Annotated in this window: 13 protein-coding genes; 6 read left to right on the forward strand and 7 right to left on the reverse strand. The window is 60.3% G+C overall.

Annotated elements, in window-relative coordinates; all coding sequences use genetic code 11:
* The first annotated feature begins 259 nt into the window (after positions 1–259).
* The 6 genes from HRF45_01860 (at position 260) to HRF45_01885 (ending at position 7,677) form a co-directional block, all read left to right on the forward strand.
* Positions 260–1,852, forward strand: coding sequence for a PQQ-binding-like beta-propeller repeat protein (locus HRF45_01860; GenBank protein ID MEP0765274.1), 1,593 nt, complete (start codon positions 260–262; stop codon positions 1,850–1,852).
* Positions 1,818–2,945, forward strand: coding sequence for a DNA-protecting protein DprA (locus tag HRF45_01865; protein ID MEP0765275.1), 1,128 nt, complete (start codon positions 1,818–1,820; stop codon positions 2,943–2,945). The genes HRF45_01860 and HRF45_01865 overlap by 35 nt, the downstream gene beginning before the upstream one ends.
* A complete protein-coding gene (gene nagA, locus HRF45_01870) occupies positions 2,930–4,102 on the forward strand; it encodes an N-acetylglucosamine-6-phosphate deacetylase (protein ID MEP0765276.1) in 1,173 nt (390 codons plus the stop codon). The genes HRF45_01865 and nagA overlap by 16 nt, the downstream gene beginning before the upstream one ends.
* A gap of 31 nt (positions 4,103–4,133) precedes the next feature.
* Complete coding sequence (locus HRF45_01875) at positions 4,134–5,978, forward strand: APC family permease (GenBank protein MEP0765277.1); 1,845 nt, start codon at positions 4,134–4,136, stop codon at positions 5,976–5,978.
* A complete protein-coding gene (locus tag HRF45_01880) occupies positions 5,975–6,754 on the forward strand; it encodes an STAS domain-containing protein (protein ID MEP0765278.1) in 780 nt (259 codons plus the stop codon). Before HRF45_01875 ends, HRF45_01880 begins: the two co-directional genes overlap by 4 nt.
* Before the next feature lie 413 nt (positions 6,755–7,167).
* The gene (locus tag HRF45_01885) at positions 7,168–7,677 is read left to right on the forward strand and encodes a hypothetical protein (protein ID MEP0765279.1); all 510 of its coding nucleotides are present in this window, start codon (positions 7,168–7,170) and stop codon (positions 7,675–7,677) included.
* Between the two features lie 155 nt (positions 7,678–7,832).
* On the opposite strand, the gene HRF45_01890 is transcribed toward HRF45_01885, so the two are convergent.
* The 7 genes from HRF45_01890 to HRF45_01920 form a co-directional block, all read right to left on the reverse strand.
* The gene (locus HRF45_01890; protein ID MEP0765280.1) at positions 7,833–8,309 is read right to left on the reverse strand and encodes a hypothetical protein; all 477 of its coding nucleotides are present in this window, start codon (positions 8,307–8,309) and stop codon (positions 7,833–7,835) included.
* A gap of 30 nt (positions 8,310–8,339) precedes the next feature.
* The gene (locus tag HRF45_01895; protein MEP0765281.1) at positions 8,340–10,133 is read right to left on the reverse strand and encodes a hypothetical protein; all 1,794 of its coding nucleotides are present in this window, start codon (positions 10,131–10,133) and stop codon (positions 8,340–8,342) included.
* Positions 10,134–10,145: 12 nt separating this feature from the next.
* On the reverse strand, positions 10,146–10,724 hold the full coding sequence (locus HRF45_01900; GenBank protein MEP0765282.1) for a hypothetical protein: 579 nt from the start codon (positions 10,722–10,724) through the stop codon (positions 10,146–10,148).
* A gap of 51 nt (positions 10,725–10,775) precedes the next feature.
* On the reverse strand, positions 10,776–11,219 hold the full coding sequence (locus HRF45_01905; protein ID MEP0765283.1) for a hypothetical protein: 444 nt from the start codon (positions 11,217–11,219) through the stop codon (positions 10,776–10,778).
* Positions 11,220–11,227: 8 nt separating this feature from the next.
* The gene (locus tag HRF45_01910; GenBank protein MEP0765284.1) at positions 11,228–11,563 is read right to left on the reverse strand and encodes a prepilin-type N-terminal cleavage/methylation domain-containing protein; all 336 of its coding nucleotides are present in this window, start codon (positions 11,561–11,563) and stop codon (positions 11,228–11,230) included.
* A gap of 90 nt (positions 11,564–11,653) precedes the next feature.
* Entirely contained in the window at positions 11,654–11,989 is a 336-nt protein-coding gene (locus HRF45_01915) for a hypothetical protein (protein ID MEP0765285.1), read from the reverse strand.
* Positions 11,990–12,078: 89 nt separating this feature from the next.
* Positions 12,079–12,420 (reverse strand): prepilin-type N-terminal cleavage/methylation domain-containing protein, encoded by a 342-nt coding sequence (locus HRF45_01920; protein ID MEP0765286.1) that lies wholly within the window; start codon positions 12,418–12,420, stop codon positions 12,079–12,081.
* Positions 12,421–12,576 lie beyond the last annotated feature (156 nt).

The following is a 12,576-nucleotide window of genomic DNA, read 5'->3' on the forward strand; positions in this document are numbered from 1 at the left end:
AGACGTCAACTCTAGTATACACCGAAACCGACCGCGCGGCAACAGGTAATTCGCGAAGGTCTCAGGACTTGTCCCGTCCAACGGAACGTCGAGTCGATTCCGCGCAGGTCGCCCGCTCTAGTGACACCGAAAATGAACGACGAGGTGGCGGGCAACCGTATTTGGAAAGAGCCCGCTCGTGTTTTGACACGCGGTCGGACGAGCATCTATACTTACTGGCCCGACGCGGCACAGGAGTTCAAAGAGAGGTCGGCTGAACATGAGAACAAAGACGCTCGCAATCGCTGCACTCCCCATTCTCTTCACTGTCTTTGCGGCTGCCGAGTCGCCCATGCACCGAGGCGGGCCGGAGCACTCGGGGGCGGCAGACGCCTTAACCGTGCCGGCGGCGCTCAAGTGGCAATGGCTCGGCGAATCGGGGGCCAAGTCGCTCTCCTCGCCTGCCGTAGCCGGAGGTATCGTCTACGTCGGGCTCGGGGGTCAGGTGACTGCGCTGCGACTCGCGGACGGGGCAGTCGTGTGGGGATACCCTGCCGGGCAGAAGATCCCCGCCAGCTTCCGGCTCTCGCCCGCCGTCGGTGATGGATTGGTGTTCTGTGCGGCGTCGGACGCTTCTCTTTACGTCCTCTCCGTGGAGACTGGGCGGCTGGTGTGGCAGTTCAACGCGCGCGTGTCCATCACGACACCACCCACCTACGCGAACGGCGTCGTATACATCGGCACGAGTGACGGGCGAGTGTTCGCATTAGACGGCAAGTCGGGCAGCCCAGTGTGGACCGAGCCCTACAAAGCAGGAGGTGCAGTCCAAGGGCCAGTGTGCGTGGCCGAGGGTAACGTGATCGCACTCTCGGAAGACGGCGTAATCCACGGGATCACGCCTCCGACCGGAAAGGTGCGATATCGCCAGCGACTCACCGGCCTATCACGTGGAGCCCACCTCGCAGTCTCGGGCGAATACATGTTCGTGAACTCCGGCAATTCGCTCGTCGCGCTGAACCCTGCCAATGGTCGGTCGAGGTGGGCCAAACAGCTTGGTAGCCCTGCAGCGTTGTCGCCGGCATCCGACGGGCGGCACGTGTACTCCGCGACCGAGGAAGGCAAGGTCTTCGCATTCGACATGAGCGGCAGACAGACATGGCAGAAGCCGGTGACCATGCCCTATCCGCTCGAGGCATCCCCCACCATTGCGGGTGATACACTCGTACTGCCGCTTCGTCGGGGTCTAGTATACGGCCTCGATAGCGGCTCCGGAGAGACGCTGTGGACCTATCTGTTGAAGCCGCCGCCTGGGCTGCGCGTGTCTAGCGGTGGCACTACCCGCACGCCCACCTGGTCCAGCATCTCCTCGGAGCCCACGGTTGCGAGCGATACCCTCTTGGTACTAACAGAGTACGGGCAGCTATTCGCCTTCAGCGCAAAGGACGCTGTAGACCTGACTCCGCCGGCAGTGCTTCATCTCATACCGGCCCCTGGAGACATGATCTCGGGTCGGCCTCCGCTTTATGTCCAGGTCGGCTTGGAAGATCTGGGTTCCGGCATCGTGGAAGGCAGTGTGGAGTTGCTGCTCGACGGAGAGGCGCTGAAGCCCAGTGGTGACACCCCACTCTTCGACCCCCTCAAGGGTATCGTGCTTTATCAAATGAAATCCGAAGAGTTGGTTCGTCCACTGGCAGATGGCAGACACACCTTCGAGATCAGAGCACGGGACTGGATGGGCAACGTGCTATCGAGAACGTGGGACGTGACGATTGACAACTCTCTCCAGCCCGGCATCCCCAAATCCCGCGGCACGGACGACCTAGGTGGCGGAGGGGGCCGTGGCGGGCGCTCACACGAGGGTGGCGGCGGCTAACCTCTTCGATCTGCGACGGGCTCCAACCGAAGCCGACCTGGAGTGGCATCGCTGGATCCGGGCGGACATCGCGCTGCTGCGCGCACGGTCCTTACTAGACACTCATGGCTCGCCGAGCGCTGTCTTTGCGGCAGGCGAGCGAGCTTGGGAGCAAGCAGGGTGCTCGGAGGGCGAAAAGCGACGGTTGCGCTCGTGGGACTCTCTGGATGACCGAGAGCGGGATCTGCTGGCCGACCCCGATGTGAGTGTGTGTCGCGAGGTGCAGGCAGATTATCCGGAGTTGCTGCGACACGCGAAGGGTGTGCCCACAGCATTCTATGTACGCGGCGTCCTACCCGAGCCGGAGGCACTCACGGTTGCCATCATCGGCACCCGAAGTGCGACGCCCTATGGCCTTTCCGCGGCCGAGTTCTTCGCGCGGGAGCTGGGACGCATGGGAGTAGTCATTGTCACAGGTGGGAGCTATGGCATCGAGGCTATGTCCATACGTGCCGCTCTGGACGCCGGGGGCCGCTGCATGGTCGTTCTGCCATGCGGCCTAGATATGTGCTATCCGGAGGACCATGCGCGCATGTACCGAGCCGTGGTGGAGAGGGGCGCGATCCTGTCGCAGTTCCCCTTCGGCACACGTCCAATGGCAGGCACCTACCCCAGGCGCAATCGCTTCATCGCTGCGCTCTGCGAAGCGGTCGTGGTCATCGAGTGCCCCCGCGATAGCCATGCCCTCGCGACGGCCAACTTCGCCAACGAGGACTCGCGTCAGGTCCTCGTGGTACCCGGCCCCTACCACGCTCCGTCCTTCGCAGGCAATCATGATCTGCTGCGACTAGGGGCAACCCTTGTCACGTCGCCCATGCACGTCGTCGAAGACCTTGGTCGAGAGGTGATCCCCTCAGAAGAAGATGCAGTGCCCGCTGTCTCGGCAGAGCAGGAGCGGCTTCTTACGCTGCTGGAGACGGTGCCGAAGAAGCTGGACGAGATAGCACGCATCGTGGGCAGGCCGCTACCAGACGTTGCAGCCGATTTGACGCTACTGGAGCTTTCCGGCAAACTCACAAGGGCGGCTGGAGGTGCGTTTTGCCTGAGAGCATAGACCCATACCGCGTGTTCGCGAGCCGCTTGCTGGGAAGTGTGATGGACGCATCGGCAACGGTACTCGAGATACGAGAAGGCCGAATCGCTTCCGTGCGCGCCCCCAAACCCGGAGAGGTGCCTGGACCACTGGACGTGGACGCCCGCGACCTTCTCGTTGCGCCGGGCCTGGTGGACACGCACGTACACGGCGGGTTCGGTCTCGATCAGATGGACGGGAATGAAGAGACCATTCGCCGTCACGCCGCGCTCCTGCCCTCTCGGGGTGTAACGGCTTTTCTGGTGACACCACTGACCGCGCCATGGCCGTCTATCACAGCCGCAGTACGGGCGGCCGCTACCGTTCGCAAGAGGCCCAGCGAAGGAGCTTTGGTCCTCGGTTGCCACCTGGAGGGGCCGTTCCTGAACCCCCAGTACAAAGGCGCTCAGAACGCCGATCACCTCTGTGCACCGAACTTCGTCGAGATGGAAGCCGCGCTCGGGGAGTTGATGGGTGAACTGAGGATCGTGACCTTGGCACCCGAACTCCCAGGAGCTTTGGACACGTGTCGCAGGCTCGTTGATGCTGGCATACGCGTCTCCGTGGGGCACAGCGCGGCGACCTACGATCAAGTCAGCGCCGCCATCGATGCTGGGGCGAGCCGCGCCACGCACTGCTTCAATGCGATGCGCGGGCTTCACCACCGGGAGCCTGGAGTAGCCGGAGCGGCACTCACTCGATCGGAGCTAGCGGCAGAACTGATCTGGGACGATATCCATGTCCACCCTGTAGCATGCCGTCTCCTGTGCGAGGCGAAAGGCTCCCGTGGGGTGATTGCCGTATCGGATGGAACGACGGGCGTTGGAATGCAAGACGGATATCGGTTCGACCTATGGGGCCTACCTGCCACAGTGGCGAGTGGCGCGGCCAGGCTGTCTGATGGTACGCTCGCAGGCTCCACCATAGCGCTGGACGACGCACTTCGCAATGCCGCGCGAGAGGTGGGGCTGGAGCGGGCGGTGAATCTGTGTTGCACTGCTCCTGCCGCATCGTTGGGATTGGAGGAAGAGATGGGTGTCTTGGCCCCCGGCCGAAGGGCAGACTTCGTGCTGCTGAAACCGGACCTAAGCGTGAAGGCCACCTACACTGCAGGCCTCGGGGTGTTTGCTTCATCCTAGGTAGGGCGGTAACACCCGATGCGATCAGCATATGCCTAATCTCATTCGCGGCCTGGTTCGCCTTGTTCAGGGCCCGCCGATTCCGTCGAAGCGAGCTAGGCATGAGCGCCTAAGTGTCATATTCGCTCTGCCGACGTTCGCCGCCGACGCGCTCTCGTCTGTCGCGTACGCGACCGAGGCGATCATGCTGGTCCTGCTTGCTGCCTCGATCAATCATCTTCCGCTGGTGGTTCCCATCTCCTTCGGTATCGCGGTTCTGCTAGCGGTGGTGGCTGCTTCGTACACGCAGACGGTGCTCGCCTATCCCAATGGAGGCGGGTCCTACATCGTGGCGTCGGAAAACCTCGGGTCGGGTGCGGGCAGAGTCGCCGGTGCCGCGCTGCTAATCGGCTACGTGTTGACCGTTTCCGTATCGGAAGCTGCTGCGGTCGCCGCCATGATCTCGGCATTCCCGGAGCTCCAGCCCCTGCGTTCTCACCTTGCCAGCGCTATGATTCTAGGGATTGCCATCGTGAACCTCCGAGGCCTTCGGGAGAGCGGCGTATTCTTTGCCATTCCGACCTACCTTTTCGTCCTAAGCATGCTCTCGCTGGTAGGTCTCGGCATATGGAGAGTCGTGACTGGCAGCATCCAGCCGATGAACACGGTCGAAACGCAGCACGTGGCCGCTACTACCATAGTTCCTATTGGGTTCTTCATGCTCTTGAAGGCGTACTCAGCGGGATGTACCGCCCTTACGGGCGTAGAGGCCATCGCGAACGGTGTTCCCGCGTTCCGTCCCCCGGAGCCGATCAACGCCGCAAGGACCCTGCGGATGCTCGCGGTGATCTCCATCACCCTCTTCGTTGGAACCAGCTTCCTCGCGAACAAGCTACATGTGATCCCGCTCCACGAGGGCACACCGGGATACGAAACAGTCCTCTCGATGATTGCTCGGGGCCTCGTAGGTAAAACGTGGTTCTACTATGTCATCCAGGCCGCAACTGTGGTGATTTTGATTCTTGCTGCGAACACCGCTTTCGCCGACTTTCCACGGCTGTGCAGTTTCATTGCCAGAGACGACTTTCTGCCCCGCCAACTGATGAACGTGGGCGACAGGCTGGTCTTCCACTGGGGAATCGTGCTGCTGACAGCGGTCTCGATCGGCCTGATCTATGCTTTCGGCGGTGAGACCATCCGCTTGCTCCCCCTGTATGCCGGAGGCGTGTTCATCACGTTCTCCCTTTCGCAATTCGGCATGGTCGCACACTGGCGGAAGCTCGGCGGCAACCTGCCCAAGATGACGATGAACCTGCTAGGAGCCGTCGCGACAACGGTAGTGGGAATTGTGTTCATCGTGAGCAAGTTCACCGAAGGCGCGTGGATGATTCCTGTTATCGGCGCGGGCATGATGTGGGTGTTCATTCGAATCCACCGCCACTACGAGAGGCATACGCAGCAACTCCAACTCCAAGACTTCGCCGTCCCGTCGCAGAGATTGACCACGGCCATCGTGCTCGTTCCGAGAGTACACATAGGGACGATAACCGCCCTCAACTACGCACGCTCCATCGGTCTCGACTGCCGTGCGCTTCACGTGTCAATCAATCCGGCGAAGACCCAAGAGCTGAAGAGGGACTGGGAACGATACAACTTCGGCATTCCACTCGTGGTCCTCGAATCTCAGTACCGCTCTCTCGTGGACCCTATTATCGAGTACGTGGACGAGACACTGAATGAAAACCCCGAAACCTGGGTCACGGTTATCGTGCCGGAAGCGGTACCTGCGAAGTGGTGGCACCGAGCACTACACAACAACGCAGCGGTACCGATCAAACTCGCACTGTCACAGCGCAAGCGCGTTGTCATTACGAACGTGAGGTACCACCTGCAATGATCGTGGACTGGACCGAGGACGTCATCTTCCTCTCCGGAGACCTAACCCAAGATCACTGGAAGACCATTCGCACCGCAGTAGCATTGGTTCTGAAGCGACACCCTGCAGGGGTGATCATCGATCTCAGTCAGATCGAGCGTATTACGCCCGAAGGGACGGAGACATTCCTTCACATGCTTCGGTACATCGAGAGCGGCGAGGCGCGCTTCATCCTGGCCAACGCCCCCGACCACGTACGTCAAGCACTGTCGAAGGTACCCGGAGTGCGCAGTCAGCTACCGGTCTCAAGCTCCATCGAGGAGGCGCGCGCATCGCTCAACCTGCTTTCCGAAGTCGAACCAAAGCGCAAGGAACTCGTAGAGCCCGTTCTGGTCTCCCTCTCTGGAGATCACGCAGATCAGGATGGTCTCACACTGGCAGCGGCGATTGCGCGATCGCGCAACACGGGCATCGTGGCAGTGTATCTGATCGAGGTGCCTAGGGCTTTAGCCCTAACCGCCCCCATGCCCGACGAGGAAGCAGTCGCGAGAAAGACGCTTACAAGTGTCGCAGAGCAGTGCAAGCATCTCGGGGTGGAGGCCCGATGCATCCCAAAACGGGTACGCGAACGACTGCAAGGCCTCGAGAGCATGGCAACGGAGGTGGATGCTCAGATCATCTTCGTGGTTCTAGGCAGTCAGGAAGTAGATAGCGAACAGGGTGCTGCGCTCGACTCTCTCTTGCAGGCTACACGGCGCGAGGTAATCGTCTATCGTGGCCCCGCAGGAGAGACGTAGGTTCGAATGCAGCGGCTTCCCGTGTTCAGCACATCCTACTCGGAAGCAGCTATCAGCCCAGCTTACGCGAGCTGCGAGCACATTCGTCGCACTCAGCGAGTTCTACGTCCACTCGATGTGCGAGTTACGACTCCCTGCTGGATACAGGGGTACTGGTAGTCGTCCACACTGTCTCAGGCTGTGAAGGCAAAGACACGACGGTGTCCCGCTGCTCTCGTCGCACCACAAAATCGAACGTGTCAATATCATAGATTGCTTTGAATAGCTCCGCTCGTTTGGGTTCACAGTTCTCAGCGCGGAAGCAGGCACTGACTTGATCGTCTAATGCGATCCGGCACCAGTAGTTCTCAGCCATTCGGCTCTCGTGCTCCTAGCGATTGCACTTGCATTGCACGTAGCAGGAGTGCTACACTATGATCATGCTAGATGTAGCGTCCAGACACATCCAGATAGCTGAAGCGCAGATTGCGGAGTACCGCGCTGCGATTCAGATGCTGGAGAAGATGATCGCTAGTCTGCGTAGCCCGGCTACCGGCCGCAAGACAAGGACCACTGCCACCAAGGCCGCACCTCGAAAGAGGACGGTCGCGAAGGCCGCTGCAAAGCCTGCAGCGCCTAAGAAGGCTACGGCACCTGTCAAGGCCAAGACTGTCGCGGCTGCGGCAACGAGGAAAGGCACACGACCAAGCAGATCTCGGCGCACGGGGTCCTATGTGGCCATGGCGGAGGAAGTGCTGGCCAAGGCTGGCAAGCCCATGCGCATGAACGAGATCGTGAACACCCTGCTGAGTATGAGACCCGACGCGGGCAAGTACGCGGCGTCGGCAGCGCGACAGGCTATCACCGCAGCCGCGGAGAAGCCAAACTCGCGTATCACTCGCATGGGTGCTAAGGGTAGTGGCCTCTACGGCCTGAAGGGCTAAGCGCCTGCGCGAAGCCCGTAGGATCGATCGGCCGTTCCTTGCGACAAGGGCGGTATCAGACTAGGGCGGGGAATCCGTTTTGGCTCCCCGCCCTATCACTCTCGACTACTAGCACGCAAAGTGCGTCACACTGGGTATTCCCGAGTCTGAGGTGTTCAGAACCTCTTCGGCTTCTGTGCGCTTCGCGGGCTCGATCCTTTCATCTTGGCGGGGTTCGGCGCGTTTTTCTCAGCCCAGTTCCGAACGTAGGCGATGCCCCCGAAACCTACGCATGAGCACACCAGGAACCCTAGAGCGGCACGCCACAGACCGCTGTTGCCTTTCTTGAGCTCCGAGTTGACCGAGCGCAGCACTTGGGCACCGTCTACGGGCTTGCTCTCGCCCCCACCATCCAACGTAGTGGACTTGCCTGAGGCAGCGGGGACCTCCGGCGCCTCTATCTTCTCACCGGTGTCCTCGACATAAGTCGGATCGGGTAGTACCACGATCTGCGACTGCTGCGCCTCGAGCTCCGCAGCCGTGAACTCGCGAACGCCTGGCTCGGGTCCAGGTTTGGCTTCCGGGTTAATACGATACGCGAAGGCAGAGGCCATCGCCAACACCAGAACCATCGTCAGTAGGATTCGTCTCATCACTCGGCTCCTCTACTATGTTCTTCGCGATCAGTAGTTCTTCAGACCCTTGCTCTGCCACACGGCACGAGTCAGTGAGGGTGAGCGGGGCAACGCGATGTCAATCAGCGGACTGTTCGTCAACGCTCGCTCGCGAATGCGGTTGTCGTAGTTCATCTTCATCGGAAGGCTCCACAGCACCATGGCTTCGTCCTTGCAGATGATGGAGCCGTTAAACGTGACGCCTGTACCGCCTCCGCCGATGTTGCCGCCGCCGACGAAGTTGGTGTAGAGGATGCAGTCCAACTGGTTGATGTTAGACGAGACGGAGTCCACGTAGGCGTGACCCAAGAGCGGTGCGTATTTTTGAATGCCGTACGAATCGATAGCCTTCGCATCGAAGGGCGGCACCCAGTTGCCCAAGTCGTCATAGCGGCCCTTCGTGAAGGGCGGCGTCATGTAACGAAGCGGGATGGTTCCGAACTTCTTCGTATTACCCATGATGATGGAGCCGCGAGCCGCCAACGCCAGAACGTCCTTCTTCTCGTTCGCGGCGTCTATGCTTGCTGGCGAGCTACCCACGAACGACGGGGGGTTCTTGTAAATGATGCTGCCTACGACATGCACGTTGCGACCGGTATACAGAGTTCCTTGGCCTTGGACGTACCCTTTGATGACGGCATCGTGCGTGATCGTGACGGGGCCATGGATCTTGATGGGCTTGCTGGAGGTTCCGATCAGCCCAATCGATCCGTTGTACACGCCATTGGTGGTAACGCGAACGTAGCGGTTCAGAGACGAGTTCCAAACTTCGATGTATGCCTCGTCGCCATAGTTCGGATTGGGTGTGCCGTCTCCGAACGTGGCTTTCTGGTCCACCCAGTTCTGCGACAGGCTGATGTAGTAGTTGAGGTCGTTCAGGTCCGGCAGCGTCATCTCCTTGGTGGGGTTCGTGTCCAGAACGACGTCCTGGAAGTCGCGAACACCGCGGGAGTCCGCCAGGACAGACCCGCTGAATCGCCCGTTGACTATAGACGCTTCGGCATCGTAGATGAGGTCGCGCCACTGCTCATACTCCTCTGAGCCCTTCGCACCGTGGATCGAAGGGTCGTAGGCCTGGCGCTTTCTCGTGTCGCCGTTGCTTGCATAGGTCGAGTTAGACCACTGATTCGGCGCGATGTTGACGAGCCCTTGAGCCGGTGGGACTAAGCGATTGTTAGCGCAGGCATAGATGGAGCCATTGACCGTCGGAATGCCATCGGATATGGTGAAGTCACCGTTTGCCCGCATATCGCCGTTCACTATCAGGTCGTTCTGCCCGAAGCCGGTCATCCAGCCGTAGTTGTTGGCGAAGTAGGCATAGTCGAAAACGCCCGAACGGTCGAGAGAGAACCTCTGCACGGTCTCAACGGTTCGGTACGGCTCGCCAGAGTCCAACTGCCCGTTGTTGTTGAGGTCGCGAAAACCGACCGCACGGAGCGTGACGAAGCGGTTGTACGTGTCCGGCGCATCATAGCCGACGATGCCTACGGTGTAGGCGCCCACTCCATCATAGGTGCCGCTGATGACACCCAGCGGGTTCTCCGGTGAGGCGCCGGGGTACGCGGCATCCATCGCGTCGAACCGCTGCGACACTTTGAAGGGGATCCATAGCGCCACGAGCTCGGCCTGGAAGCCCGCCTCGCACAGGTTCAGCAGGCGCAGGTCCATCTCGCGGTGCCGAGCCATCCGAAGCGCCGAAGTCGTCGTACCCATGTAGCTGGTGACAGCCACAACCACCGTCGATAGGAAGATGAGCGTGGTGACCAAAGCCACTCCGCGATTGTTCTGCTTGCGATTCCTCATGGGCTTGCCTCGCTAGTTCGGTGTCGGCACATTCCGAAGATAGATGATCTGGCGGTATCGAGACCGCACGGGAACGTCGCAGTTCACCCCGCAGCGCTCTGTCGCCAGGTGCACGACCACTACACGGGGCACCGACCCGGCTCCGGCCTGGAAGGGTACGTAGGACTTGTTCGAGCCGGGGATTCCCGGATCGGTACTCGATACATAGGGCAGCAGCTCTCGCGTGCCGCTGGAGTCCGTTTCGTACAACGTGCCTTCGGACACGGAGAAGGATCGCGACTCAGTTTCAGGTGTGACCGGCATAAGATAGTTGCCGGCTTCGTCTTTCTGAGGCATCCAATACGTCACACTCATGCCGTCCGAGGCCACGCTGACCATGCAGGCCTCCTGCATTCGACTCGCGATGTAGCGAACCGCATAAGCGGTCTCGTTCTCCGCATCCACTCGGCGCGTTCCGCCGGTCCACGACCGGACCGTCGTAGACATGACTCCCACGCCTGCCACCAGCACCAGCGACAAGATGGAGAGCGACAGCAGCGCCTCCAACGCGCCAACGCCGGCGTGACGCCGCGCAATCCGCATTCGGACCATAGCTACCTTCCTTCAGATTGTCTGGACCGAGAAAACGAACTTGCCCGATTACTACAGGTTTCCGATCATCGTGGCCATGCGCACGGTGCGGGTACGACCTTTCTCGGTCCACTGCACCGTGATGACGACGGACTTCAGATCGAGGCCGATATCGTAGAGGTCAAGCCATGCCTGCCCATTCGGCAGTAGAGTGCTCACGGCATCCCCACGGTTGCTCGACGCGTTGGTGAAGGGATAGCCATGATCTCCTCGGGTGATGCTATCTATGATTCCGAGCCCTTGCAGCGTCGAAGGGTCGAGGTTCGGGTATCCCACCGAACGTACTTCCTCGAGCTGTCGGTTCGCCAGACCGGCGGCCTTATTAGTCAGATCCGCCTTCTGTCGGGCGAAGTGGCCCAAAGGCAGCGCAGCGGCCATCGCAAGCGCGGCGATGGTCACCAGAAACCCGGCGAACAGCACTTCGGTTAGAGTGAACCCGCGTCTTGTTCGGATCATCGCTTCACCTATGGCAAGCTATGCTCGCCTCCGATAGAGCAAGTCGGCTCTGCGCCCACCGGCCGCGGATCATAGTCGCCGCCGGCTGGACACACAGGCTCGGCTTTCAGAAAGTCGGAAACCAGGTCGCCCATGGTCACGGGCGTCCCTTCCGATGCCTTGTTTGCCATGGCCCAGTGCTCTTTCGCCATGTCGAGCTTTGCCAGGTTTCTCAGGCACACGGTCGTCTGGCTCTTGGTTCTGGCACGTACGTAGTTGGGAACAGCCACAGCAAGGAGAATGCTGATGATGAGAACCACGATCATCAGCTCGATAAGGGTTAAACCCGTGTGCATTCTCTTCATCCCTCATCTCCTTCCATCTGGCTGACACCAGGCCGACTGAGCGGATGGCAGTGGTAACCCACTGCCATCCAAATCCGTTGACTAGCCGCGCTACAACGTGTGCAGGCTGCCGCCGATCGAACAGGTAGGCTCCGTACCTACAGGACCGTAGGTGTAGGTTCCGCCGGAAGGACACGTCGGAACGTCGCTCTTGATGTAACCGTCCACCTCGGACTCGACGACGGGGTCGCCCACTCGAGCGTTGTTGTCAATCGCCCACTGCTCTTTGGCAGCATTGATCTGCTTCAGGTTCGCCTGGCACGAGGGACAACACCTACCTTCGCGGGGGCGGAGATATTCTGGGACCGCAATCGCCAGTACGATACAGGCGATCAGAACGGCCATCGTCACTTGGAACCATATCGACTGCCTACGCCTTCCGTTCATGCCGTAAGATCTCCAGACTTCGTAGATTGCCTTGAACTGGCGGATGGCAGTGGGTTACCACTGCCATCCGAATCCGTTGACTAGCCGCGCTACAACGCGTGCAGGCCGCCAATTGAGCAAGTAGGATCGGTACCGACCGCACCGTAGGTGTACGCTCCACCGGAAGGACACGTCGGGGCGCCGCCTTTGATGTAGCCGTCTACTTCGGCGTCCACCACGGCATCGCCGTTGTTGGCGTTGTTGTCCATCGCCCACTGCTCCTTGGCAGCGTCGATCTGCTTCAGGTTCGCCTGGCACGCGTTTGCCCTGGAAGTCTCGCGGGCTCTCATGAAGTTGGGAACCGCGATCGCCAGCAGAACGCCGATAATCAGGACCACGATCATGATCTCGATAAGGGTAAAGCCCTTATCTCTCTTGTTGAGCTTTCGCATCATCAGCGCGTGAGCCTCCGCTAGGAGAGAGATCGACGATTCCGAGCCGGGCGGCGTGTTTTGCTCTCCTCGTCGTCGTTGGGGTTGTTCCACTCCTACGTTGGCAAGCTCACGATACGAATGCGGGCTTTTGAACCCAAGGTCTGCGCAAGGACT

The organism is Fimbriimonadia bacterium (assembly GCA_039961735.1).
In the GTDB taxonomy this organism is placed as follows: Bacteria; Armatimonadota; Fimbriimonadia; order Fimbriimonadales; family JABRVX01; genus JABRVX01.

What these genes read in the sequence shown, in the direction of transcription:
- HRF45_01860 (MEP0765274.1), top strand. Translation starts at nt 260, where the DNA reads ATGAGAACAAAGACGCTCGCAATCGCTGCACTCCCCATTCTCTTCACT.
- HRF45_01875 (MEP0765277.1), top strand. Translation starts at nt 4,134, where the DNA reads ATGCCTAATCTCATTCGCGGCCTGGTTCGCCTTGTTCAGGGCCCGCCG.
- HRF45_01880 (MEP0765278.1), top strand. Translation starts at nt 5,975, where the DNA reads ATGATCGTGGACTGGACCGAGGACGTCATCTTCCTCTCCGGAGACCTA.
- HRF45_01885 (MEP0765279.1), top strand. Translation starts at nt 7,168, where the DNA reads ATGATCATGCTAGATGTAGCGTCCAGACACATCCAGATAGCTGAAGCG.
- HRF45_01890 (MEP0765280.1), bottom strand. Translation starts at nt 8,309, where the DNA reads ATGAGACGAATCCTACTGACGATGGTTCTGGTGTTGGCGATGGCCTCT.
- HRF45_01895 (MEP0765281.1), bottom strand. Translation starts at nt 10,133, where the DNA reads ATGAGGAATCGCAAGCAGAACAATCGCGGAGTGGCTTTGGTCACCACG.
- HRF45_01900 (MEP0765282.1), bottom strand. Translation starts at nt 10,724, where the DNA reads ATGGTCCGAATGCGGATTGCGCGGCGTCACGCCGGCGTTGGCGCGTTG.
- HRF45_01905 (MEP0765283.1), bottom strand. Translation starts at nt 11,219, where the DNA reads ATGATCCGAACAAGACGCGGGTTCACTCTAACCGAAGTGCTGTTCGCC.
- HRF45_01910 (MEP0765284.1), bottom strand. Translation starts at nt 11,563, where the DNA reads ATGAAGAGAATGCACACGGGTTTAACCCTTATCGAGCTGATGATCGTG.
- HRF45_01915 (MEP0765285.1), bottom strand. Translation starts at nt 11,989, where the DNA reads ATGAACGGAAGGCGTAGGCAGTCGATATGGTTCCAAGTGACGATGGCC.
- HRF45_01920 (MEP0765286.1), bottom strand. Translation starts at nt 12,420, where the DNA reads ATGCGAAAGCTCAACAAGAGAGATAAGGGCTTTACCCTTATCGAGATC.